At 60.8% G+C, this 22,585-nt stretch carries 23 protein-coding genes; 18 read left to right on the top strand and 5 right to left on the bottom strand.

Annotated features, from left to right (window positions below; translation table 11 throughout):
- Positions 1–3 precede the first annotated feature (3 nt).
- A complete protein-coding gene (bioA, locus tag ACTG2S_RS08640) occupies positions 4–1,278 on the top strand; it encodes an adenosylmethionine--8-amino-7-oxononanoate transaminase (RefSeq protein WP_376890822.1) in 1,275 nt (424 codons plus the stop codon).
- A gap of 176 nt (positions 1,279–1,454) precedes the next feature.
- Positions 1,455–2,267, top strand: a complete 813-nt coding sequence (locus tag ACTG2S_RS08635; RefSeq protein ID WP_005350472.1) for a HAMP domain-containing protein — start codon at positions 1,455–1,457, stop codon at positions 2,265–2,267.
- Between the two features lie 9 nt (positions 2,268–2,276).
- On the opposite strand, the gene ACTG2S_RS08630 is transcribed toward ACTG2S_RS08635, so the two are convergent.
- The gene (locus ACTG2S_RS08630) at positions 2,277–2,621 is read right to left on the bottom strand and encodes a hypothetical protein (protein WP_005359354.1); all 345 of its coding nucleotides are present in this window, start codon (positions 2,619–2,621) and stop codon (positions 2,277–2,279) included.
- Positions 2,622–2,821: 200 nt separating this feature from the next.
- Between ACTG2S_RS08630 and asnS the strand changes: the two genes are divergently transcribed.
- The 4 genes from asnS (at position 2,822) to ACTG2S_RS08610 (ending at position 7,635) form a co-directional block, all read left to right on the top strand.
- Positions 2,822–4,222, top strand: coding sequence for an asparagine--tRNA ligase (gene asnS, locus ACTG2S_RS08625; protein ID WP_043818544.1), 1,401 nt, complete (start codon positions 2,822–2,824; stop codon positions 4,220–4,222).
- A 110-nt stretch (positions 4,223–4,332) separates the two neighbouring features.
- A complete protein-coding gene (locus tag ACTG2S_RS08620) occupies positions 4,333–5,088 on the top strand; it encodes a substrate-binding periplasmic protein (protein ID WP_270804037.1) in 756 nt (251 codons plus the stop codon).
- A 374-nt stretch (positions 5,089–5,462) separates the two neighbouring features.
- A complete protein-coding gene (locus ACTG2S_RS08615) occupies positions 5,463–6,806 on the top strand; it encodes an anaerobic C4-dicarboxylate transporter (RefSeq protein ID WP_005337916.1) in 1,344 nt (447 codons plus the stop codon).
- A gap of 172 nt (positions 6,807–6,978) precedes the next feature.
- Complete coding sequence (locus tag ACTG2S_RS08610) at positions 6,979–7,635, top strand: adenine nucleotide alpha hydrolase (protein WP_236366737.1); 657 nt, start codon at positions 6,979–6,981, stop codon at positions 7,633–7,635.
- A 138-nt stretch (positions 7,636–7,773) separates the two neighbouring features.
- On the opposite strand, the gene ACTG2S_RS08605 is transcribed toward ACTG2S_RS08610, so the two are convergent.
- Both ACTG2S_RS08605 and dcuC read right to left on the bottom strand, forming a co-directional pair.
- Entirely contained in the window at positions 7,774–8,913 is a 1,140-nt protein-coding gene (locus ACTG2S_RS08605; protein WP_325793705.1) for a M20 family metallopeptidase, read from the bottom strand.
- Positions 8,914–9,047: 134 nt separating this feature from the next.
- Entirely contained in the window at positions 9,048–10,424 is a 1,377-nt protein-coding gene (dcuC, locus tag ACTG2S_RS08600; RefSeq protein WP_005350454.1) for a C4-dicarboxylate transporter DcuC, read from the bottom strand.
- A 285-nt stretch (positions 10,425–10,709) separates the two neighbouring features.
- On the opposite strand from dcuC, the gene ACTG2S_RS08595 reads away from it, so the two are divergent.
- From ACTG2S_RS08595 to ACTG2S_RS08560, 8 genes are all read left to right on the top strand, one after another.
- Positions 10,710–11,024, top strand: coding sequence for a hypothetical protein (locus ACTG2S_RS08595; protein ID WP_005337929.1), 315 nt, complete (start codon positions 10,710–10,712; stop codon positions 11,022–11,024).
- A gap of 315 nt (positions 11,025–11,339) precedes the next feature.
- Positions 11,340–11,690: an ArsC family reductase gene (locus tag ACTG2S_RS08590; protein WP_201993411.1), complete on the top strand. Its 351-nt coding sequence runs from the start codon at positions 11,340–11,342 to the stop codon at positions 11,688–11,690.
- Positions 11,691–11,709: 19 nt separating this feature from the next.
- Positions 11,710–12,837 (top strand): succinyl-diaminopimelate desuccinylase, encoded by a 1,128-nt coding sequence (gene dapE, locus ACTG2S_RS08585; RefSeq protein WP_219263511.1) that lies wholly within the window; start codon positions 11,710–11,712, stop codon positions 12,835–12,837.
- Positions 12,834–13,523, top strand: a complete 690-nt coding sequence (locus ACTG2S_RS08580) for a M15 family metallopeptidase (RefSeq protein ID WP_203116130.1) — start codon at positions 12,834–12,836, stop codon at positions 13,521–13,523. The genes dapE and ACTG2S_RS08580 overlap by 4 nt, the downstream gene beginning before the upstream one ends.
- Positions 13,520–13,666 (top strand): hypothetical protein, encoded by a 147-nt coding sequence (locus ACTG2S_RS08575; RefSeq protein ID WP_005337933.1) that lies wholly within the window; start codon positions 13,520–13,522, stop codon positions 13,664–13,666. The genes ACTG2S_RS08580 and ACTG2S_RS08575 overlap by 4 nt, the downstream gene beginning before the upstream one ends.
- A gap of 280 nt (positions 13,667–13,946) precedes the next feature.
- On the top strand, positions 13,947–15,674 hold the full coding sequence (locus tag ACTG2S_RS08570; RefSeq protein ID WP_216948301.1) for a potassium/proton antiporter: 1,728 nt from the start codon (positions 13,947–13,949) through the stop codon (positions 15,672–15,674).
- Between the two features lie 43 nt (positions 15,675–15,717).
- Positions 15,718–16,821 (top strand): beta-N-acetylglucosaminidase domain-containing protein, encoded by a 1,104-nt coding sequence (locus tag ACTG2S_RS08565; protein ID WP_325793703.1) that lies wholly within the window; start codon positions 15,718–15,720, stop codon positions 16,819–16,821.
- A 28-nt stretch (positions 16,822–16,849) separates the two neighbouring features.
- A complete protein-coding gene (locus ACTG2S_RS08560) occupies positions 16,850–18,058 on the top strand; it encodes a cation:proton antiporter (protein ID WP_325793702.1) in 1,209 nt (402 codons plus the stop codon).
- A gap of 73 nt (positions 18,059–18,131) precedes the next feature.
- Here the strand turns inward: ACTG2S_RS08560 and ACTG2S_RS08555 are convergent, their stop codons facing one another.
- A complete protein-coding gene (locus ACTG2S_RS08555; RefSeq protein WP_005344345.1) occupies positions 18,132–18,764 on the bottom strand; it encodes a LysE family translocator in 633 nt (210 codons plus the stop codon).
- Between the two features lie 232 nt (positions 18,765–18,996).
- On the opposite strand from ACTG2S_RS08555, the gene ACTG2S_RS08550 reads away from it, so the two are divergent.
- The 4 genes from ACTG2S_RS08550 to ACTG2S_RS08535 all read left to right on the top strand — a co-directional run bounded on the left by ACTG2S_RS08550 (position 18,997) and on the right by ACTG2S_RS08535 (position 21,962).
- Positions 18,997–20,619, top strand: coding sequence for a methyl-accepting chemotaxis protein (locus tag ACTG2S_RS08550; protein ID WP_266134438.1), 1,623 nt, complete (start codon positions 18,997–18,999; stop codon positions 20,617–20,619).
- Positions 20,620–20,794: 175 nt separating this feature from the next.
- A complete protein-coding gene (locus ACTG2S_RS08545) occupies positions 20,795–21,325 on the top strand; it encodes a DUF1523 family protein (RefSeq protein WP_041208367.1) in 531 nt (176 codons plus the stop codon).
- Positions 21,322–21,618: a winged helix-turn-helix domain-containing protein gene (locus ACTG2S_RS08540; RefSeq protein WP_319920185.1), complete on the top strand. Its 297-nt coding sequence runs from the start codon at positions 21,322–21,324 to the stop codon at positions 21,616–21,618. The genes ACTG2S_RS08545 and ACTG2S_RS08540 overlap by 4 nt, the downstream gene beginning before the upstream one ends.
- 74 nt (positions 21,619–21,692) lie before the next feature.
- Positions 21,693–21,962 (top strand): putative quinol monooxygenase, encoded by a 270-nt coding sequence (locus ACTG2S_RS08535; protein WP_234879884.1) that lies wholly within the window; start codon positions 21,693–21,695, stop codon positions 21,960–21,962.
- Between the two features lie 136 nt (positions 21,963–22,098).
- Here ACTG2S_RS08535 and ACTG2S_RS08530 read toward each other — a convergent pair whose 3' ends face one another.
- The gene (locus ACTG2S_RS08530; protein WP_139472934.1) at positions 22,099–22,566 is read right to left on the bottom strand and encodes a hypothetical protein; all 468 of its coding nucleotides are present in this window, start codon (positions 22,564–22,566) and stop codon (positions 22,099–22,101) included.
- Between the last annotated feature and the right edge of the window lie 19 nt (positions 22,567–22,585).

Raw genomic sequence — 22,585 nt, 5'->3', positions numbered from 1 at the left:
CAAATGACCAATCAAGAATTCGACCTGCACCACATCTGGCACCCCTATACCTCACTCACTCACCCCCTGCCCTGCTATGAAGTGGCCAGTGCCAAAGGGGTCACCCTCACCCTCAGCGATGGCCGCAAACTGGTGGATGGCATGAGCTCCTGGTGGGCTTGCGTGCACGGCTATCAGGTGCCGGAGTTGGACGCCGCCGCCACCGCCCAGCTCGGCAAAATGTCCCACGTGATGTTTGGCGGCCTCACCCACGCCCCGGCGGTCGAGCTCTGCCGCAAGCTGGTGGAGATCACTCCGAAGGGGCTTGATCGGGTATTTCTGGCCGATTCCGGCTCGGTGGCAGTGGAAGTGGCGCTCAAAATGGCGCAGCAGTACTGGCACGCCAGGGGGACGCCCAGAGCCAAGTTCGTCGCCCTGCGCAGCGGCTATCACGGCGACACCTTTGGCGCCATGAGCGTCTGCGATCCCGATGGCGGCATGCATGAGCTCTACAAAGGATTCCTGCCGGAACACTATTTTGTCGAAGCACCCAGCTGCCGCTTCCACGCCGAGTGGGACGAGCAGTGCGTGGTGGAGCTGGCGACGCTCATCGCCGATCATCACGAAGAGATCGCCGCCATCGTGCTTGAGCCCATAGTGCAAGGTGCTGGCGGCATGCGCTTCTATCACCCCCGCTACCTGCAGTGGGTGCGCGCCCTGTGCGACGAATTCGGCGTGCTGCTGATTGCCGACGAGATTGCCACCGGCTTTGGCCGCACTGGCCAGCTGTTTGCCTGCGACTGGGCGGGGATCAGCCCCGACATCATGTGTCTGGGCAAGGCGCTCACCGGCGGCTACCTCACCCTCTCGGCGACCCTGACCACCGAGCATGTCGCCCGCACCATCTGTCACGGCAAGGCCGGCGTCTTTATGCACGGCCCCACCTTTATGGGCAATCCCCTCGCCTGCGCGGTGGCCAACGCCTCCATCGATCTGCTGCTGACCTCACCTTGGCAGGAGCGGGTGCGCACCATCGAGCATCAGCTGCGAACAGAACTGGTAGAGCTGACCCTGCACCCGGCGGTCGCGGATGTGCGGGTGCTCGGCGCCATCGGGGTGGTGGAGATGAAAGAGCGGGTGGATGTGGCGCGCATCCAGCGCAAGTTTGTCGAACTGGGCGCCTGGATCCGCCCCTTTGGCAAGCTGGTCTACCTGATGCCCCCCTTCGTCATCACCCCTGAAGAGTTGCGGGTATTGACCGGCGCCATCAGTCAGGCCATCACCGAAGGCGAGTTTTAATGCATGCAGCGGGCGGCCATCGCAGCCGCCCGTTTGACTACCGGCATTTGATATATAAAGAGGGCAACTTTATCCACTTCAGTGCAGTTTCACTTGCCGTAATGTGAGCAAAACACCAGACCTGAGACCCCAAGAGGGGTAAACTGCTGCGGTTTTACCATCAAGAAAGACTGCTCATGCGCCTCTCCATTGCTGCCAAAATCAACTTTTTCCTGCTCTTCATCTTCTCCATGGTACTGGTCTTCTCCGCAGCCTATCAGGCGGTGCGCGAGCGCGATCTCATCCTGACCCTCATCAAGGAGCAGAGCCGCGAGCAGACCGAAGCCTATTTCGACGGCCTCAACATGCTGATGCTGACCGGCAAGATGGATGCCCGCGATACCCTGCGCGGCAAGTTTCTCGACCACGCCCATGTGGAGGATGCCCGCATCGTCCGTGGCGATGCGGTGAGCAAACAGTTCGGGCCGGGACGGGAGACAGAGCAGGTAAAAGATGAGTTTGATGAGCTGGCTCTGGCGGGCAAAGGGAGTCTGGAGGTGGTGCACAACGGCATGCACAGCCGTCTGGTGGTCACCCGACCGCTGCTGGCCAAGAAGGATTTTCGCGGCACCGACTGCACCAGCTGTCATCTGGTGCCGGAGAACACTGTGTTAGGGGCCGTGCGCTTTGACTACTCCCTCGATTCGCTGTTTACCCGGGTCGAGCAGAACATTCTCACCTCGGCGCTGATCCTCACCGGCATCTTCGGGATGGGACTGCTGCTGACCCTCTGGGTCATCCGCACCTGGATCGTGCGCCCTCTCAACCAGTTGACCCGCTCCATGGAAGAGGCGACTGACCTGCACGACTTCGGCCACCGGCTGGAGGGGGATGACGGTGACGAGATTGGCCGGGTGGCGGTGGCCTACAACCAGATGCTCGACAGTGTGGAGCGCCAGCTCGGCAAGCGCACCAAGGCCAGCAGGCAGGAGCCGGATCAGCCCCGCTAAGACGAACGCTTAACCGACGTAGTAGAAGAGCAAGCTGGCGATCAGCACCAATAGCAGGATGGCCAGATTGACATGCCGGGAGTCATCCTGACGGCGGCTGCGCTTGCGCTCCAGCAGCAACACCGCCAGCGTCAGGGCGCAACAGCTCCAGAGCCCGTAGACCAGCCAGGGGGTAAGGGCCGGGTCCCAATAATCGCGCACCTCGATCCCGCCATAGACCAGAAAACCGTAGGCAATTTCGGGACGGGCATAGTGGTAAAGGGAGAGCAGCACGATAAAGCCGCCCCAGCAGAGCATCACCAGCCCCTGCAACACCCGTGTCAGCCAATCTGGCCCATGCCGCCGATCTTTCACCCACCTCTCCTGCGCCCGTGACACTCTTGTTGAGTGAACCATGCCGAAAACCCCACCAGAGTCCGACATTTTTGCTTGTTTATCAAACCCGCGCGGGTAAGATTGACGGCTTAGTCTGCCATGGTGGGCCATCTGTGCCCGGGCCAGACTCCCTAGTGTTGCAAATAGCGCTGCAAGAACAAGCTGGAGACAATATTTCGATGACGCACGCATCCGTAGTAGATGTGCTGGCCGGTAAGTATCCGGTCGGCACCACCCAAACTGTCAAAGGGTGGATCCGGACTCGCCGTGATTCCAAGGCGGGGATCTCATTTTTGGCCATTTCCGATGGCTCCTGTTTCCATCCGGTACAGGCAGTTGTCCCCAATACCCTGGCCAATTACGAGAATGAAGTGCTGCGTCTGACCACTGCCTGCTCCGTGGAAGTGACCGGCGTGGTTGCCGCCTCTCAGGGCAGCGGCCAGGCTTTCGAACTGCAGGCGACCGAGGTGAAGGTAGTCGGCTGGGTCGAAGATCCGGATACCTACCCGATGGCCGCCAAGCGCCACAGCATCGAATACCTGCGTGAACAGGCCCACCTGCGCCCGCGCACCAACATCGTTGGCGCCGTGACCCGCGTTCGTCACTGCCTGGCGCAAGCCATCCACCGCTTCTTCCACGAAGAGGGTTTCCTCTGGGTTGCGACCCCGCTCATCACCGCCTCTGACACCGAAGGTGCCGGCGAGATGTTCCGCGTCTCCACTCTGGACATGGAAAACCTGCCGCGCACCGACGCCGGCAAGGTGGACTACAACGAAGATTTCTTCGGCAAAGAAGCTTTCCTGACCGTATCCGGCCAGCTGAACGCCGAAACCTATGCCTGCGCACTCTCCAAGGTCTACACCTTCGGCCCGACCTTCCGCGCTGAAAACTCCAACACCAGCCGCCACCTGGCCGAGTTCTGGATGGTTGAGCCGGAAGTGGCCTTCAACGATCTGGAAGATAACGCCGCACTGGCCGAAGCCATGCTGAAGTATGTCTTCAACGCCGTACTGACCGAGCGTCGCGACGATCTGGAGTTCTTCGCCCAGCACGTGGACAAGGATGCCATCGGCCGTCTGGAGCGTTTCGTCTCCTCCGACTTCGCCCAGATCGACTACACCGACGCCATCGAAGTGCTGAAAAACTGCGGCAAGAAGTTCGAATTCCCGGTCTCCTGGGGTATCGATCTCTCCTCCGAACACGAGCGCTATCTGGCCGAGGAGCACTTCAAGTCTCCGGTGGTGGTGAAGAACTACCCGAAAGATATCAAAGCCTTCTACATGCGCCTCAACGACGACGGCAAGACCGTTGCCGCGATGGACGTACTGGCACCGGGCATCGGCGAGATTATCGGTGGTTCCCAGCGTGAAGAGCGTCTGGACGTGCTGGATGCCCGTCTGGCCGAGATGGGCCTGAACAAGGAAGATTACTGGTGGTACCGCGACCTGCGTCGCTTCGGTACCGTGCCGCACTCCGGCTTCGGTCTGGGCTTCGAGCGTCTGGTGGTATACGTGACCGGCATGGGCAACGTCCGCGACGTGATCCCGTTCCCGCGTACTCCGCGTACCGCCGAGTTCTGATCAGCGGCATCTTGCCACTGCATTGCAAAAGCCGACCTGTGGGTCGGCTTTTTTATTGTCACCGTTATGGATGATACTCAGGATCAACCGGCACAAGGAACTCGTCGCCTATGGGATATCGCCTGCTGCTCTCGCTACTACTGTCCTGCATGCCTGTTCAACTGTGGGCCGAGCCCGTTCGTCTGACTACCCTGGAGTGGCCCCCCTACACCAGCCAGAGCCTGCCCGATGGCGGCCTCACCGGTCATATTGTCAAACGCGCCTTTGCCGAGGCGGGACTGGAAGTGACATTCGACTTCTATCCCTGGCAGCGGGCAGTGCGGCTGGCGGCCGACCCGACCCAGCCTTATAGCGGCTATTTTCCCGAGTACCTCTCCGACACCCTGCCGACCCTGTGGCGCAGCTCAGCCAGCGTAGGCGACAGTGTGCTGGGTATGGCGCAGCGCTCAGGCCCCCCCATCCCCTGGCAGCAGCTCACGGATCTCGCCCCCTATCGGATCGGCGTGGTGGAAGGGTACGTCAACACCCGTGAATTCGATGCCCTGATGGCCAACAAGCGCCTCAACACTGCCGCCGTCGATTCCGACCTGCTCAACCTGCGCAAATTGCAGCGCGACCGGCTCGATCTGGCGGTGATCGACCGGGATGTCTTTCACTGGCTCATCAACCATGATCGCAAGCTGAGCAGCGCCAGATTGCAATTTCACCCGAAGATCCTCGAACACAAGAGCCTGCACATCATGTTTCGTCCCGATCAGCAGGCGTTGCAGCAACAGTTGGCACAGGCCATTGCCAGACTCGATATTGCCAAGCTGAGCGAGGATTATCAGCGCCGCCATCTGCAACAAGCACCCGCGGCCAAGTGAGCAGACCCGACGAAGTCAGCCCTTGCTGGCAAAAATAGCCTGAGCGCTGGCTTTTTCACCCTCTTCTGCCGCAATCGAGCCCTTTTTATGCCCCTCCCCTGCAGCCCTGTTGCCGCTCTGTTCTACCGCCATGACCACCCGATGGCTTGGCCCCGAGTGATACCACTTGGTGACAGAAATGATGTTTTTGTTAGTACGTGGTTTTTAAGTGGTTTAATCAAAAATTCATCGAGTTATTGAAGTAACTCAATTTTTTCACTTTTTCAGGGGAGCAGAATAGCAACTAACCCTTTTGGGCTAAATAAAACAGACAATGACAATTCATGGTTCAGGCTACCCGCGGCAATATGGGTTGAATCACACGAGGTAACGGAATGATCTTGATGGAATTTTTAGTGGTACTCGGCTGCTTGCTGCTGGGTACCCGCTTTGGGGGCATGGGACTCGGTCTCATCAGTGGTATCGGTCTCTTCCTGCTGACCTTCGTCTTCGGTCTGGTGCCGGGCGAACCGCCGGTGCAGGTGATGCTGACCATTCTGGCGGTGATCGGCTGTGCCGCCACCCTGCAGACTGCCGGTGGCCTCAACCTGATGATGCAAGTGGCCGAGCGCCTGCTGCGCCGTCACCCGCAATACATCACTATCCTGGCGCCGCTCACCACCTGGACCCTCACCTTCCTGTGCGGTACCGGCCACGTGGTCTACACCATGTTCCCCATCATCGCTGACATCGCGCTGCAGAAGAACATCCGTCCCGAGCGTCCGATGGCTGTCGCCTCCGTTGCCTCCCAGATGGCCATCTGCGCCTCCCCGGTCTCCGTTGCCGTGGTCTCCATGGTCTCCATTCTGGCGGCCGGTCATGGTATCGGTCAGGCTTACGGCCTGCTCGACATCCTGATGATCGCCATCCCCTCCTCCCTGACCGGTGTCATCGTGGCGGCCCTGTGGAGCCTGCGTCGCGGCAAGGATCTGGACAAGGACGAAGAGTTCCAGGCCAAGATAAAAGACCCGGAGCAGCGCGCCTTCATCTACGGCGGTGGTGAAACCCTGCTCAACACCAAGTTCCCGAAAGAGGCCTACTGGTCTACCTGGATCTTCTTCGCCGCCATCGCTGCCGTGGTATTGCTCGGTGCCAACGAAGGTCTGCGTCCAGTGTTCACCATCAAGGACAAAACCGGCCCGCTCTCCATGAACCTGGTGATCCAGATGATGATGCTGATCGCCGGTGCCATCATCCTGATGCGCTGCAAGGTCAAGCCGGGCGAGATCGCCAACGGTGCCGTCTTCAAGGCAGGCATGGTCGCCATCTTCTCCGTATTCGGGGTTGCCTGGATGAGTGAGACCTTCTTCCAGGCTCACATGCCGCTGCTCAAAGAGACTCTGGCCCATGTGGTACAGGCCCAGCCCTGGACCTACGCCCTGGTGCTGTTCCTCATCTCCAAGCTGGTGAACAGCCAGGCAGCCGCCCTCACCGCCATCGCCCCCATGGGTCTGGCGCTGGGTGTCGAGCCGAAGCTGCTGATCGCCTTCCTGCCAGCCAGCTACGGCTACTTCGTGCTGCCAACCTACCCGAGCGATCTGGCCTGTATCGGTTTCGACCGCTCCGGCACCACCCGCATCGGCAAGTTCATCATCAACCACAGCTTCATCATTCCGGGGCTGATCGGGGTGGTGACCTCCTGCTCGCTGGGCTTTATCCTCACCAGCATCCTGCTCTAATCGCAGCGGCGTTTACCACGCTATTGCAATACAGGCCCCCGCTTCGGGGGCCTGCTTTTTCCCGCTCTGTGACCCCAACCATTTCCCCGCCGCCATTTCCGGACACTATGCCTTTACCTCTGCCCCCGCCGCTGGGTAGCATGCCCCCTCGTTCACCATTGGAATCTCATCCATGTCTCGCGTCATCCTGCTCTGGAGCGGTGGCAAAGATGCCATGCTGGCCCTCTGTCATGCCCGTCAAGCGGGCCATCAGGTGATGGCACTGACCACCTTTGCCCCGCCAGAGCCCCGATTTCTCGCTCACCCCTTGCCGCTGGTGCGCCGTCAGGCGGAAGCCCTCGGGCTGCCCCATCTGCTGGTCACCATAGAAGCGCCGTTCGATCTCGGTTATGAGCGGGCACTGGCACGGCTCAAGGAGGAGTGGCAACTCGATGGCGTAGTCACCGGCGATATCGACAGCGTGGGGGGCGCACCAAACTGGATCCGCGAACGCTGCCAGCCGCTGGGGCTCACCGTCCACACCCCGCTCTGGCTGCAATCTCGTCAAGCCTTGCTGGCGGATCTGCTGGCCCGCGGCATCGTCGCCCACCTCTCCTGCGTCGATACCCGGGTGCTGGCTCCCGAGTGGACTGGACGCACCCTCGATGCCGCCACCCTCTGCGAGCTACAACAACTGGCCGAGCGCGAGGACTTCGATGCCTGCGGCGAGCAGGGGGAGTACCACACCATGGTGACTGACGGCCCGGGCTTTGCGGCCCCGCTGCGCCTCGATGGCTGGCAGGTGGCGCGCCAGGATCATCTGGCCTATCTGGCCGAGCCACAGGGGTAACGGCCTCAGGCCATCTGGCCCGCTCACTCAGCGCGCGAAAATCGAGATAAAAAAACGGGAGGCAACAGCCTCCCGTTTGGATTTGAGCGGACCAGTTTTGAGCAGGCCAATAACGACCCGAACAAGGGATAAACCGGCTTATTTCGCCAGCTTGCCCAGCACCCGCTGCAGCAGGCGGATGCGCGGCTCGATGCTGTCGAGCAGCAGGAACTCCGCCTCCGAGTGGAAACCGCCCCCCATGGGGCCGAAGCCATCCAGCGACGGCACACCTGCGGCGGCGGTGAAGTTGGCATCCGAGCCGCCACCGGCCTCCAGCCAGTTGAAGGGGATCCCCTCCTCTTTGGCTGCCGCCTCCACCAGCGCCATCACGGCCTCGGTGTCACCACTCGGGCGCATCGCCGGCTTGAAGCTCTGGCGATCCACCTCGACCCGGCAGCCCGCAAGGAAGGGGTTGTTGGCCATAAAGGTGAGCCGATCGTGTACCGCAGTGGCCTCTTCGTTGCTCCAGAAGCGCAAATCCACGATCGCCTCGGCAAAGTCCGGCACCACGTTGACACCGGTGCCGCCCTGTACCACGCCGACGTTCATGGTGGTGCCCGTGGTCATGTTGACCTGCTCGTTGATGGCCAATACCCAGTGCGCCAGCTCGGTGATGGCAGAGACCCCTTCGGTGAGGGCCGAACCTGCGTGGGACGCCTTGCCGTGGAAGGTGATGCGGTACTTGGCATTGCCTTTGCGGGCGCTGATGAGATCGCCGTTGGGACGGGCTGCCTCGGCCACCAGCACGCAGCCGCTCTGTTTGGCCTTCTCCACCAGCCAATCTTTCGACCAGGGGGAGCCAATCTCTTCGTCGCAGTTGTAGCAGACCAGCACCTTGAGCTTGGCAAGCAATGCCGGATCCATCTCTTTGAGGGCATACCAGATAGAGAGCAGGCCGCTCTTCATGTCCGACACACCGGGGCCAAAGGCTTGATTGCCTTCGATTTTCAGCGGGCGCTTGGCCGCCGTCCCCTCGGGGAAGACGGTATCCATGTGGCCGCACAGCATCACGTCGTAGTGATCGGCACCCGGCGCATTGGTGATCTCGAGGCAGGGGCCGCACTCGGCAGCGAACTGGTGGCGGGTCACCTGCCAGCCGATGGCCTCATATTTCTCGGTCATGATGTCGGCCACTTTCGCTACCCCGGCCGGGGTGCGAGTACCGCAATCGAGGTTGATGAGCGGAGCCAGATCGGCCAGATAGCTATCAAGGGAAAACGGGCTCTTTACAACTGTCATTATCTTCTCCATGCAACAATCAGCATTGATGGCCGATCGTCTATTGCAACAATGCGACACAGTGAGAAAAAGGCGGGCAGCCATGCCACCCGCCCGACTGGTAAATTCCAAACACCACTACATAACCCACATCACTACATAAACAGCAGATAGTTGAGGGTCAACGCCGTCACCAGCGCCCCCGCCATCGGCACGCTGGTGCGTTTGACCACGGTAAAGGGCGATACCTTGGCAATCCCCGCACAGGCGATCAGCACAGCCGCGATGGGAGAGACAGTGCGGCCGATACTGGAAGCGAGCTGCATCGGCAGCAGCATGGTCACCGCAGGTACGCCAAACTTGGCCGCCACCGCCGGTGCCAGGGTCGAGAAGCTGAGGAACGCCGCGTTGCCGGAGCCCATGATGACCGCCGCCACCATGATCAGCGCCACCATCACCAGGGTCATCAGACCGCTGCCGATACCGGCATTGCTGGCAGAGTGCAGCAGGGTATCGATGGCGCCGATGGCCTTGAGGGATTCGGCAAACAGCTCGGCACAGACGATGAGCGCCACCACGGGGCCAAACACCTTGCCCATGCCGTCGAGGAAGCTCGACAGCCCGGCAAACGCGGTACGCACCGAGCGGCTACGCAGCAGCTCGCACAGCATGCCGATAAAGACCGACAGCAGCATGGCCACCTCCACGCTCATCTTGATGTCGCTCACCAGCAGCTTGGAGAAGGTCATCATCAGCACGAAGGGGATGATCGGCAGCAGCGCATACCAGGTGGGCGCCTGCACGCTCTCGGTGCCCTGCTCGTCCAGCTCGGCGTGATCGCCGCGATGGAGCGCCGGATCCCAGCCATCCTTGCGATCGCAGTGACGCTGCCAGAAGAAGTGCAGCACCATGGTCACCAGCAGCATGGGGGCCACCAGCCAGATCTGGTAGTCAACGAAATAGCTGGTCGGATCCATGCCGGATTGACCGGCGGAGAAGATGGCGTTGGTCTGGGTCGGGCCAATTTCAAACGCCTGGGAGGTGGCGATGACGCCACAGGCGGAGGCCGGGCTGATGCCGAGGTTGCGCATCACCGGATACATGGTGACCATCAACAGCAGGCCAAGGCCGGTAGCGGAGGTAACGAACAGGGAGACGAATACCGCCACCAGATAACAGATGGAGAGCATCAGGTAGCTGGACTGGATGCCCGCCACCGGTTTGACCGCCACCCGCACCAGCGCCTGGGAGGCCCCGATATGGGACATGTAGGTGGCAAACCCCGCCACCGCCATGATGGTGAGACCGAGGCCCGCCGCGCGGTAGGAGAAGATCCCCTTGAACACTTCGAACAGGTCGAACAGGGCGAAGCCGGTGCTCTTGTCAGCGGGGAGAATGGGGTGCAGCCCCAGCCAGTAGGCCACTGCAAAAATGGCCATGCCCGCCAGCGCCAGCACCGCCTGCGGGTTGTAATCCTTGATAATGCCGTAGACCACGGCGACCAGAACGAGCAAGACGAATAAAAGTTCCAATATTCACTCCTGATAAATTTATCGAAGAGCGAAATCTAGTGATCTGACCACTGTTTGCCTTTGATCCCTATCAATAAAGGTGCCGTCACCGTGATTCATTAGCATAATATGTCGGCCATGTAACAATTTTTCGTTATTTCAACTGCCAGAAAACCTTTATCACCCCATATCCGGGAATTGTGTGACGCGACTCCCCTCTTTTTTGCGTTGGATCAACATATGACGGCGCCGAACTGGCGAAGATGCGCTTCGACATATAGCGACCATTTCGCGCCGGAGAGAGTTATGACAAGCCAAGCCACCGCAGGTGCTTCGACCTGCGACTACAAGCTGTGGGACATCCTCGTCGAGTCTGCAAAGGAACGCACTACCATTCGTTACTCCAAACTGGCCAAGCAGGCCGGGCTGGAGCAGTGCCAGGATGAACTGCGCACCCTGCTGCAACGCATCCGCATGTACTGCACCGAAAACAACCTGCCGATCCTCTCCGCCATCGTGGTGGACGACGTGGGCAAATACACTGGCCTCTCTTCCAGCCTGCCTGATGCACCCTGGGAACGGGCCCGGGTCTTTGATCATGAATGGACCACCCTGCACTGATTGAGGTGCTTGATGATGCCGACCAAAACGCGCCCGCTGGCGCGTTTTGGCTATCTGGCGTTTGCCCTTTCTCTTTTTCTCCTGCAATAGCGGCTTTTCTCCGCAATCACCATCTCATCGGGCATACCCACCGCACTGCTTCTGATCTTGATCTCAAAATCGCCGTTCAGGTGTGACCAGTCCCGGTAAAACCCGCGAGCCGGACCATCGGCGTTGCCATGGGATTGCCACAATGCCAGAATCGGGCCCTTGCACTGCGTTGATTCGGATTTTCGGGCACGGCCACGGCCAGCGCCCACAAGAGAAGGACTCCCCATGGCCATCACCCTCTATGGCATCAAGAACTGCGACACCATCAAGAAAGCCCGCAAGTGGCTGGATGAGGCCGGTATCGACTACCGCTTTCACGACCACCGCGCCGACGGCCTGAATCCGGACGAGCTGGACAGCTGGCTGGCAAAACTCGGCTGGGAAGCCCTGCTCAACAGCCGCGGCACCACCTTCCGCACCCTGCCGGATGAGGCCAAACAGGGGCTCGACACCGCCAAGGCACGCGCCCTGCTGCTGGAACATCCGGCCATGATCAAGCGCCCGCTGCTCGACCGTGACGGCGAACTGACTCTGGGTTTCAAGGCTGATCACTACCAATCCCTCTTTTCCCGTTAAGGACAACTAAGGACAACTGATGTCGGATGTCATCGCACTGGCCAAGGATCTGATCCGCCGCCCCTCCGTTACCCCCCTCGATGAAGGGTGTCAGACCCTGATGGCGGAGCGCCTCGCCAGGATCGGATTCGTTATCGAATCCATGGTGTTTGAAGACACCACCAACCTCTGGGCCCGTCGTGGCAGCGAGGGGCCGCTGTTCTGCTTCGCCGGTCACACCGACGTGGTGCCCGCCGGGCCGCTGGACAAATGGCACACCCCGCCGTTCGAGCCGACCATCAAGGATGGTGTGCTCTACGGGCGCGGCGCCGCCGACATGAAGGGCTCGCTGGCTTCCATGGTGGTGGCGGTCGAGCGCTTCGTGGCCGAGCATCCGGATCACACCGGGTCCATCGCTTTTCTCATCACCTCCGATGAGGAGGGGCCCTTTATCAATGGCACCCCCCGGGTGATCGACACCCTGGAGGCCCGTAACGAGAAGATCCGCTGGTGCATCGTCGGTGAACCCTCCTCTACCGCAGTGGTAGGGGATGTGGTGAAGAACGGCCGCCGCGGCTCCATCACCGGCGATCTGCTGGTGCGCGGAGTGCAGGGCCATGTCGCCTACCCCCATCTGGCGGACAACCCCATTCACAAAGCCGCGCCAGCGCTGGCGGAACTCGCCGCCACCGTGTGGGATGAGGGCAACGCCTACTTCCCCCCCACCAGCTTCCAGATCGCCAACATCTCGGCCGGCACAGGCGCCTCCAACGTCATTCCGGGCGAGCTGCAGGTCCAGTTCAACTTCCGCTTCAGTACCGAACTGACCGACATGGATATCCGCGAGCGGGTCGAAGCGCTGCTGGATAAACATGGCCTCGATTATCAGCTGAACTGGACCCTCTCCGGCCAGCCCTTTCTCACCGATACTGGCGCGCTGCTCGATGCGGCCGTGGCGGCCATCGAACAGGTTAATGGTCAGCGACCGGCCCTGCTCACCACCGGCGGCACCTCCGACGGGCGCTTTATCGCCCCCACCGGCGCCGAGGTGATTGAGCTTGGCCCCGTCAACGCCACTATTCACAAGGTGAACGAGTGCGTGAAGGCGGACGATCTGGATCTGCTGGCCGACATGTACCAAGGGGTGCTCGAGAGATTGCTGGCATGACGCAGGAACAACTGCTGGGGCTCGACGAGAGCCACCTTATTCTGGTGGGGCGCGGCCCTCATCGGCTGACCGCCGCCACCGCGGCGGCCTTCAACGACATGCAGGTGGCGGCCGCCTATGAGGGGTTCAACCTGCAGGCGGCCTCCAGCTGGCGCAGCTTCGAGCGCCAGCTCGCCATCTGGAATGGCAAGTGGCGCGGCGAACGGCCGCTGCTCGATGCCAACAGCCAGCCCATCGATGCCCTGCAACTGGGCGAGATAGAGCGGCTGCACGCCATCCTGCGCTGGAGTGCCCTGCCCGGCACCAGTCGTCACCACTGGGGGACCGATCTCGATATCTACGACCCGGACTGCCTGCCAGCCGATACCAAACTGACGCTGGAGCCCTGGGAGTATGAAGACGGGGGCTGGTTTGCGGACCTCAGCGAGTGGCTCAGCGACCATATGAGCGACTTCGGCTTCTTCCTCCCTTATGCCAAACCAGTTGGTGCAGGCAGCGGCGTCGCCTACGAGCCCTGGCATATCAGCTTCTCGCTGGAGTCCGACGAGCAGCGGCTCGATCCCGCGGCACTGGCGCTTTGTCTGCAACAGGCGGATATTGAAGGCAAGTCGACCATATTGGCCAACCTTGATGAAATTTTGGCCCGTTATGTCACCACCTGTCCTGACGAAAGGAAAATCCCATGAATCTCTGGCTGTGGATAGGGTTGCCGCTGCTGTTCCTGCTCGGGCTGTTTCTCAATGCCATCAAAGACATGAAACGGCTGGAGAAGCAGTTGCCCAACTACAAGGACAAGATCCGCGAAGTGAAGGACGACGAGGACGACTGAATCCCGCCCCCATCCCGTGGGGAGCGCCCTTGTGCTCCCCTCTCCCTCTGCTGTGCCGTTTCGCTTTTCCCCGCCCTCTCCTCCCTGCGCATCCTGAAATCGACGCTCCTTTGACTCCGCTTTCGTTAACCCCGTCACTGTCAGAATATGGCGCGGCCATGCTGAAAAAAGGGATGAAAAATGTAAGAAAGTGCAAATTGATGCACAAATAAGCCACACAAGGGGGGCCTAACTGCATATAATGTGCCTACTTTGCACATTACCAGGAAGGAGTTCGCCCTTGGATGCCGCTACCATCAACAGTTTCTTTTTTGTCGCTGCCCTGTTGGTGGGAGCCAGCGTACTGTTGAGCGCCCTCTCTTCCCGCCTCGGTATTCCCATTCTGGTTATCTTCCTCGCCGTCGGTATGCTGGCCGGTGAGGATGGCCCAGGAGGCATCCACTTCGCTGACTACTCCATCGCCTATCTGGTGGGCAACCTGGCGCTCGCTATCATCCTGCTTGACGGCGGCATGCGCACCCGGGTCTCCTCGTTCCGGGTGGCGCTCTGGCCTGCCCTGTCGCTGGCGACGGTCGGGGTGGCCATCACCACCGGCCTGACGGGGCTTGCCGCCGCCTGGCTGTTTGACCTCAACCTGATGCAGGGGATGCTGATCGGCGCCATCGTCGGCTCCACCGATGCGGCGGCGGTCTTCTCCCTGCTTGGCGGACGCAGTCTCAACGAGCGGGTGAGCGCCACTCTGGAGATAGAGTCAGGCAGCAACGACCCCATGGCAGTGTTTCTCACCGTCACCCTGATCGAGGTGCTCGCCACCGCCCAGCAAGGGCTGGATGGGGGCTTCCTGCTGCTGCAACTGGTCAAGCAGTTTGGCCTTGGCGCCGGGATTGGCCTTGGCGGCGGCTGGCTGCTGTGGCGCCTTATCAACACCGCCCGCCTGGCGCCGGGACTCTATCCGCTGCTCACCGTCAGCGGCGGTCTGCTGATCTTCGCCCTCACCACGGCGGTCGGTGGCAGCGGCATCCTCGCCATCTACCTCACCGGTCTGTTGCTCGGTAACCTCGCCCTGCGCAGCCGCAGCACCACATTGTCGGTGCTGGACGGTCTGACCTGGCTCAGCCAAATCGGCATGTTTCTGGTGCTGGGGCTGCTCGCCTCCCCCCACAAGCTGCTGCCCATCGCCCTGCCCGCGCTGGCGCTGGCGATGTGGATGATCCTGTTTGCCCGCCCGGTGTCGGTCTGGATCGGGCTGCTGCCGTTCAAGAACTTCGCCCCCCGCGAGCGCTGGTTTATCTCCTGGGTCGGCCTGCGCGGCGCAGTGCCCATCATTCTGGCGGTCTTCCCCATGATGGCGGGGCTGCCCAACGCCCAGCTCTACTTCAATGTCGCCTTCTTCGTGGTGCTGGTCTCGCTGATTTTGCAGGGCAGCTCGCTGCCGCTGGCCTCAAAACTGGCGCGGGTGGAGGTACCGGCACCGCCGTCCCCCATCAACCGCTCCGGGCTCGAGATCGATCTCGACAGCCAGTGGGAGACCTTCGTCTACCAGCTGGGGGAGGAGAAGTGGTGCATCGGCTCGCCACTGCGGGATCTGCAGATGCCCACCGGCACCCGGATCTGCGCCCTTTTTCGCGGCCGCGAGCTGCTCCACCCCTCGGGCAGTACCTGTCTGCAGGCCGATGACATCCTCTGCGTGATCGGTCACGAACGTGACCTCCCCGCCCTCGGTAAGCTGTTCAGTCAGGCGCCGGAGCAAGATCTCGGCCCCCGCTTCTTCGGTGACTTCCTGCTGGAAGCAGCCGCGCGGCTGGTGGATCTCGCCCCTCTCTACGGGCTGGATGTGAGCGAGGTGGCGGATCAGACACTGGGCGATTTTATTGCCAGCCAGTTGGGCGATAATCTGGTAGTCGGTGACAACATCGAATGGCAGGGCCTGATCTGGACCGTGGCCGAAATGGACGAGAGCGTGCCGAGCAAGATCGGGGTGCGCTTTCAGGAAGAGGACCCGGTCTGACCGACCGTCCCGTATCAAGTCCCCAGCAAGAAGGGAGAGAGTTATGCCATATCAAAGTTTGCTGTCCGGCCCCCTGCCCCCCGCTGCCAATCTGGGGGTGATTGAAGGCTTTTTTGGCAAGGGATGGAGCTGGCAGGCCCGCGCCCGTTATGCCCAGTGGCTGCCGCGCCACGGTTACGGCTTCTATATCTACGCCCCGAAAGAGGATGGCTATCTGCGCAAGCATTGGGCCCTCCCCTGGCCCGAGCAGCAGTTGGCGGATCTCGCCGAACTGGCGCGCCAGTGCCGCGCCAACGGGCTCGCCTTCGGGGTGGGCTTGAGCCCCATGGGGGCGCATCACGACTATGAGCGGCAGCGCCCGGCACTGCTCGAGAAAGTGCGCCTCATCGACGAGATGCTCCAGCCCGATATTCTGGCGGTGCTGTTTGACGATATGAAGGGGGATACCCCGGACCTGGCCCGTCACCAGCTCACCATCGCCCACGACATAGCGGCCCACAGCAAGGCGACCCGCCTCATCTTCTGCCCCAGCTACTACTCGACCGATCCGGTACTGGAGAAGGTGTTTGGCGCCATGCCTCCCCGCTATCTGGAGGAGCTTGGCGAGCAGCTCGACCGCCGCTTCGAGATCTTCTGGACTGGCCCCAAGGTCTGCTCGACCGAGTATCCAGCGAGCCACCTCAAGCAGGTGACCGAACTGCTCGGCCGCAAGCCCTTCCTGTGGGACAACTACCCGGTCAACGATGGCAGCAAGGCAAGCAGCTATCTCTATCTGCGTGCCTTCGAGAACCGCCCCGCCGAGCTGGCGGATCTGCTCTCCGGCCATGCGGTCAACCCGATGAAGCAGGCGGCGCTCTCCGCCCTGCCGCTCGCCACCCTGCCGATGAGCTACAAGCTCGGCAAGCAGTATGATCCCGACAAGGCGCTGCACGCCTCCCTCAACGCCACCTGCGGCCCGCAGATCTCGGCGATGATTGAGGCCGACCTGCCGCTGTTTCAGGATCTGGGACTGGCCCGACTCACTCCCGAGCAGATTGCCGCCCTCAAGGCGCGCTACCTGCCGTTTCGCGATCAGGCTTGCGTCGATGAAATCGTGCGCTGGCTGGACGGCGAGTATGTGTTCGACCCGGACTGCCTGACCGATTAAACCGCCCGCGTGGCTGGAAGGAGGTTGTATGGATGCACACCTGCTTTATCAGAATCTGGCGGTGATCGCCGCCTTTTTGCTGCTCTACAGCCTGATCGCGGGGCGCTTCGAGTCAAAACTGGTCAACGGCCCCCTGCTCTTTCTGCTGAGCGGCTGGCTGCTGGGGCCGGGAGGGCTGGAGCTGCTCTCCCTCTCTATCGACAGCGCCGGCATCAAGCTGCTGGCCGAGCTGACGTTGGTGATTGTGCTGTTCAACGATGCCGCCAACACCAACTGGCAGGTGCTGCTGGCCAACCGCCAGCTGCCCATCCGGCTGCTGCTGATCGGCCTGCCCCTCACCCTGCTCTGTGGTGCCCTGTTTGGCCACTGGATCTTCCCCGACCTGCCACTGCTGGAGATGGCGATCCTCTCCACCATTCTTGCGCCCACCGATGCGGCGCTCGGCAAGGCGGTGGTAAGCAACCCCGCGGTGCCTGCACCTGTGCGTGAAGGGCTCAATCAGGAGAGCGGCCTCAACGACGGCATCTGCGTACCGGTGCTGCTTCTGCTGCTGGCCCTTATCGCCCCCACCGAGCAGCACGCAGGCACCGCCACTCTGGCTATCACCCTGATGCTGGAGGAGATCGGCATTGGCCTGCTGGTCGCCTTTGTGCTGACCAGCCTCACCATCCGGCTACTGAAAATCACCTATCTCAACGGCTGGCAACTGCCGCTCTGGCGCCAGCTCACCATGCCGGGGCTGGCCCTGCTCTGCTTTGCGCTGGCACAGACTCTCGGGGGGAGCGGCTTTATCGCCGCCTTTGTCGGCGGCCTCTTTATCGGCCACCGCCTCGGCGAGCACAAGCACGCCTATATGGACAGCTGTGAAGGGTACGGCGATCTGCTCTCCGTGGTGATCTGGATGGTGTTTGGCGCGACCCTGATGCCCATTCTGCCGGAGCTGCTGCACTGGCAATACTGGCTCTATGCCATTGCCAGCCTCACCCTGCTGCGGATGGTGCCGGTTTGGCTGAGCCTCATCGGCACCGGCCTCAAGCCGGAGCTCAAGCTCTTTATCGGCTGGTTCGGCCCGCGGGGCCTTGCCAGTATCGTCTTTGCGGTGATGGTGCTGCAAAACGAGCCCGCCCTGATTGGCCAGCGCCCTATCATCGCCACCGTGCTCTGCACCATCATATTGAGCGTCATCCTGCACGGCCTCACCGCCAACCCCTGGGTCGAGCGTTTCAAGCCTCACTGAGCCACCCGGCGCCCATAAAAAATGCCACCGATCGGTGGCATTTTTCTTTTGTGGCGAGAGTCACTGACAGCTCTTACCCGAGCGCCAGCCAGACTCCCACCCCCAGCATCAGGGTACCGGCGATGCGGTTCATCAGGGTGACGTTGCCGCTCTTGGCAAGGAAGTGGCGCAGGGTGCGGCCGCCGCTGGCGTAGAGCAGCAGGCAGGAGAACTCGATGACCAGGATCAGCGCCACCAGCGCGCTGATCTGCGGCGCCATCGGCTTGTCGGCAGAGATAAAGGGGGGCAGCAGGGAGATCATGAAGGCCCACCCTTTGGGGTTGGCGATGGCGGTGACAAAGCCCTGCAGCGCCAACCCCATGGCGCTGGTCTGTTGACCGGCCGAGAGATCCGCCGGAATGGCCATCTTCCCTTTAGCCTGCCACATCTGGATGCCAAGCCACACCAGATAGGCGCCCCCCACATATTTGAAGGCGGCGAAGATCCCCGGATAGTTGAGCATGATGGCTGCCACCCCGATCACCGACAGCACCGAGACCAGCCCGACCCCGATCAGCTCCCCCCACATCATGTGCAGGGTTCGGCGCACCCCCAGGCTCATCCCCAGCGTCATCGACAGGGTCATGCACATGCCGGGGGTCACCGAGACAAAGAAAAAGGTCGGGATAAACAGAGCCAGAATGGCCGGATCGATCCAGCTGGACACAACACACCTCCATATGACGAGAGCGGGAAATCACGAAAACGGGATAGGATTGACACAATCCAGCCAGTTGTACCACATATTCAGGGGATAAAGCGCTCAATCATGCCTAAATGGCTCCTTTCCCACAAGAAAAAACCTTTTATTCAGCACATTTCAGCAATAAAAGCCTGTGACAGCTCCTGACGTGCATGTGTAATATGTCGGCTCCTCCAATTCCGGATTAGAGCCACTTATGTCATTGAATAATCTATCAATACGCGTTCAGGTCTTGATACCTTTGCTGCTGGCCAGCCTGCTGATGATGGTGATGATCGCCATCAGCAAACAGGGTCTGGATGAAGCCATCAATGACATAGATGAGACGACCCAGACCGTGGTCCAGCACAAGGACGATATTGCCAAACTGATCCACGCCACCTACCGGCTACGCACCAGCGCCATCTATGGCCTCTACGATGCCAAGCTGTTTGCCGCACTGCCCGCAAACCTCAACAGCGCCGAGCAGGAGATCAACGCCATCCTCGGCCGTCTGGTGCTCCCCGGTGCCGAGCAGGATAACCGTCAGGTCGCTGCCGCCCTGCAGGCCTACCTCAGCCATACCCGCAGCAACATGCTGCCGCTGCTGGCGCAAAAACATCAGGGTGGCGGCGATCCGGTCGCCTACGAGGCGGCTCGCCTCCATTTCCGCGAGCTGGGTGAACAGCTGATCAAACAGATCGACAGCATGTCCGCCCACATCAACCAGCTGATCCAGCAAGAGCTGGCCGAAGAGCAGGCCCACTACGACGCCACCCTGCTGCGTACCCTGCTGCTCACCGCCGGTACCCTGCTGGCGGCGCTGATCTGTGGCTGGGTCCTATCCGGGCGCATCGTCAGCCCCATCGGCCAGTTGCAAGAAGTGATGCACGCCGTGGCGCAAGGGCGCTTCAACGTGCGCGCCAAAGCGGAGGGCAACAACGAGCTGACCCGTCTGGCCAAAGATATCAACCTCACTCTGGGGCAACTTGGTAGCACCATCGAGAACCTGACCGGGATCAGCAACAGCGTCGCCTCCGCCGCCACCGAGCTGGCCGCCGTGATGACCCAGTCAGAGGCCAATGCAAAGCAGCAGCACAGCGAGATCGAACAGGTCGCCTCCGCCGTGACCGAACTCTCCAGCACAGCAGACAACGTCAACCACAACGCCGCCATCGCCGATGAGCTGGCGCGGGATGCCAATGGCCGGGTCGAACAGGGGCTCGCCCTCTTTACCGAAAGCATCGCCGCCAACAGCCGGATGGCAGGCAGTCTGGAAGATGCCGCAGCCATCGTGGCTCAGCTCAAATCCCAGTCCGAGCAGATCGGCAAGGTAATTGAAGTGATCCAGGGGATCTCCGAGCAGACCAACCTGCTGGCGCTCAATGCCGCCATCGAAGCGGCCCGTGCCGGTGAAACGGGTCGTGGTTTTGCGGTGGTGGCCGACGAAGTGAGAATGCTGGCGGCCCGTACCCAGGACTCCACCAAGGAGATCCAGGCCATCATCGAGCGGCTGCAGAGCCAGTCCCAATCCGCCAACAACGGCGTGCAGGAAACTCTGGAGATCCTCAGCCATAACCAGCGCTTGTCCGCTCAGGTGCAGGATCTGCTAAGCGGCATTACCGGTGCCGTACGCCAGATCAACGACGCCAACGCCCAGGTGGCCACCGCCGCCGAGGAGCAGTCCTGCGTCACCGCCGACATCAACCGCAATATCACCAATATTCACGAGATCGTGAGCCAGAGCTCCGCTGGCATCAGCCAGAGCGCCAGTGCCAGCAACGAACTCTCCCAGCTCGCCGAGCAGCAACGCAAACAGCTGGCCCAATTCCAGCTGTAAGCGCACAAAGTGAACCAGACAAAAAGGCCCGCAAGGGCCTTTCTTGTTGATGGAGCAATGGCTTTGTCTCTGTTTTAAACGCCATTTTTTGGCAGTTGGTGCCATAAGGGGCTGGGCTGTGGGGGCAAATGTGAGTATGGTAGAGGCACGTCACTCCCCCTCACGTGAGACCATCATGAGCCTGAGATTCAAGAAACCCGCTTTTATCGCCCTGGGGCTCATTGCCCTCGTTTCCGCCACCTGGCTCGACTACTACCTGCCGGAGCACACCATCGCCACCATCACCGGGGTCGAGGTGAAGCGCACCGACAAGGATGGCCCCATCAGCCAGAAGAACCCGGCTGACGGCCCCACTACCGATGTCTACTACATCTACACCGAGCGTCCCGGCGAGAAGATCCGGGTGTTCCGCAACGAGGATACCGAGTGGGGCTGGCCCTTCTACTTCAAGTTCAACGCCGCCGACGTACAGGCCAAGGCCAAGTCGATGGAGTTCGAAAAACGACTCGCCATCATCACCTCCTACGGCTGGCGCATCAACATGTTCTCCATGTTCCCCAACGTCACCAAGATTGAGAGCACCGAGCCTGACGCCTCCACCTGGAGCTTCTTCCGCTGGTTCTGGTTCGGCCTCTGGGCACTGGTGATGGGCAAAGCCGCCATCGCAACCTGGCGCTACTTCGATCGTCTCGAGGACGAGCTATGAGTGAGCCGAGCAAGACCCGCACCAGCTTCTACCGCCGCCTCTACGTGGCCTGGCTGATCAGCCAGGGCACGGATACGGTGCCCGCCATCATGGAGGCGACCGGCATGCCGCGTCGCACCGCGCAGGATACCCTGACGGCGCTGGCCGAACTCGATATCAGCTGCGCCTTCGAACAGACCGAGGGGGCTCGCCACCTGCAGGGACACTACCGCATCAGCGACTGGGGGCCCATCAATCCGGCATGGATCAAGGCTCAACTGCCGCTTATCAAGAAGACGCTGAGCTATCCCTGATCCGAGTGTTATGCGCTTCACATAAACAAATCAGCTACATCTGCAAAAATTTAAAAGGATGAAAGTTGAGCAAGGTGATTCTAAAAGGCTTCATTGTTGTGCCACAAGCTGAGTTAACTGCTGTTATCAATGAGCTAGACAATCATATTCGTTTGACGAGATTAGAAGATGGTTGTCTGATTTTTGAAGTCACGCAAAACGAAGAAAACCAGTATCGGTTCGATGTATATGAAGAGTTTAAAGATCAAACTGCTTTTGATAGGCATCAGCTAAGAGTTAAATCGTCTAAGTGGGGTAAAGTTTCTGTTAATGTTGAACGTTATTATGAAGTTACTGTGAGTTGAACATAACAAACACCTCGAGAAGGAATGCCAACGCGTGCCGTGCCAGCCCCTTAGGCGGGCGAAGGGGAACAAAATAGAGGGGCCAGCCGGCAAGGCTGGCCCCTCTATTTTCAGGCCGATGGCGTAACAGGTCGCCCTACTCGGGCATGGCCGAATCCTCAAGCTCCCCGTCAGACTCACCGCGGGTGCAGTCGATGATGGAGCGCTTGGGGTTGTTGGGATCGCGCAAAAGCAGAGGGGCTGAGCCCTCGTCATGCTTCTGCTCGTCGCCAAACTCGCTGCCGTAGGCGTTGTGGGTCAAGCGGCGAGCATTGGCGATGGGGGTATCAACAAACAGGGCGTGCACTTCGAAGCTGGAGGCGGGCACGATAAAACCGACCACCGGCAGGCCGTGCAGCTCCTCGTGCACCTTGTACCAGGCAAAGCCGTCGCTCACCTTGTAGGGGGTGTAGTTGGCCAGTTGCAGATTGGCGGGCCTGCCCGTCTCATCCACATAGAGATCGGTAAATTCACAGGTCGCCAGCCCCTGCCACATCCGCTCGAATGGCGTCGCACAGCCCATCAGTTGCAACCCGGCCAGCAGCACCAAGCCTCTCTTCCACATTCCCCGCCCCTTCTTGCAA

The sequence above is a fragment of the Aeromonas sp. 82P genome (genome assembly GCF_051919365.1).
In the GTDB taxonomy this organism is placed as follows: Bacteria; Pseudomonadota; Gammaproteobacteria; order Enterobacterales; family Aeromonadaceae; genus Aeromonas; species Aeromonas veronii.
This window is presented reverse-complemented; position numbering and strand designations above follow the sequence as displayed.

Coding starts and splice junctions, on each gene's coding strand:
- ACTG2S_RS08605 (WP_325793705.1), bottom strand. CDS start 8,913: ATGACAGTTGTAAAGAGCCCGTTTTCCCTTGATAGCTATCTGGCCGAT.
- ACTG2S_RS08590 (WP_201993411.1), top strand. CDS start 11,340: ATGGCCATCACCCTCTATGGCATCAAGAACTGCGACACCATCAAGAAA.
- ACTG2S_RS08550 (WP_266134438.1), top strand. CDS start 18,997: ATGTCATTGAATAATCTATCAATACGCGTTCAGGTCTTGATACCTTTG.
- ACTG2S_RS08620 (WP_270804037.1), top strand. CDS start 4,333: ATGGGATATCGCCTGCTGCTCTCGCTACTACTGTCCTGCATGCCTGTT.
- asnS (WP_043818544.1), top strand. CDS start 2,822: ATGACGCACGCATCCGTAGTAGATGTGCTGGCCGGTAAGTATCCGGTC.
- ACTG2S_RS08635 (WP_005350472.1), top strand. CDS start 1,455: ATGCGCCTCTCCATTGCTGCCAAAATCAACTTTTTCCTGCTCTTCATC.
- ACTG2S_RS08615 (WP_005337916.1), top strand. CDS start 5,463: ATGATCTTGATGGAATTTTTAGTGGTACTCGGCTGCTTGCTGCTGGGT.
- ACTG2S_RS08565 (WP_325793703.1), top strand. CDS start 15,718: ATGCCATATCAAAGTTTGCTGTCCGGCCCCCTGCCCCCCGCTGCCAAT.
- ACTG2S_RS08610 (WP_236366737.1), top strand. CDS start 6,979: ATGTCTCGCGTCATCCTGCTCTGGAGCGGTGGCAAAGATGCCATGCTG.
- ACTG2S_RS08580 (WP_203116130.1), top strand. CDS start 12,834: ATGACGCAGGAACAACTGCTGGGGCTCGACGAGAGCCACCTTATTCTG.
- dapE (WP_219263511.1), top strand. CDS start 11,710: ATGTCGGATGTCATCGCACTGGCCAAGGATCTGATCCGCCGCCCCTCC.
- ACTG2S_RS08530 (WP_139472934.1), bottom strand. CDS start 22,566: ATGTGGAAGAGAGGCTTGGTGCTGCTGGCCGGGTTGCAACTGATGGGC.
- ACTG2S_RS08575 (WP_005337933.1), top strand. CDS start 13,520: ATGAATCTCTGGCTGTGGATAGGGTTGCCGCTGCTGTTCCTGCTCGGG.
- bioA (WP_376890822.1), top strand. CDS start 4: ATGACCAATCAAGAATTCGACCTGCACCACATCTGGCACCCCTATACC.
- ACTG2S_RS08540 (WP_319920185.1), top strand. CDS start 21,322: ATGAGTGAGCCGAGCAAGACCCGCACCAGCTTCTACCGCCGCCTCTAC.
- ACTG2S_RS08545 (WP_041208367.1), top strand. CDS start 20,795: ATGAGCCTGAGATTCAAGAAACCCGCTTTTATCGCCCTGGGGCTCATT.
- ACTG2S_RS08560 (WP_325793702.1), top strand. CDS start 16,850: ATGGATGCACACCTGCTTTATCAGAATCTGGCGGTGATCGCCGCCTTT.
- ACTG2S_RS08595 (WP_005337929.1), top strand. CDS start 10,710: ATGACAAGCCAAGCCACCGCAGGTGCTTCGACCTGCGACTACAAGCTG.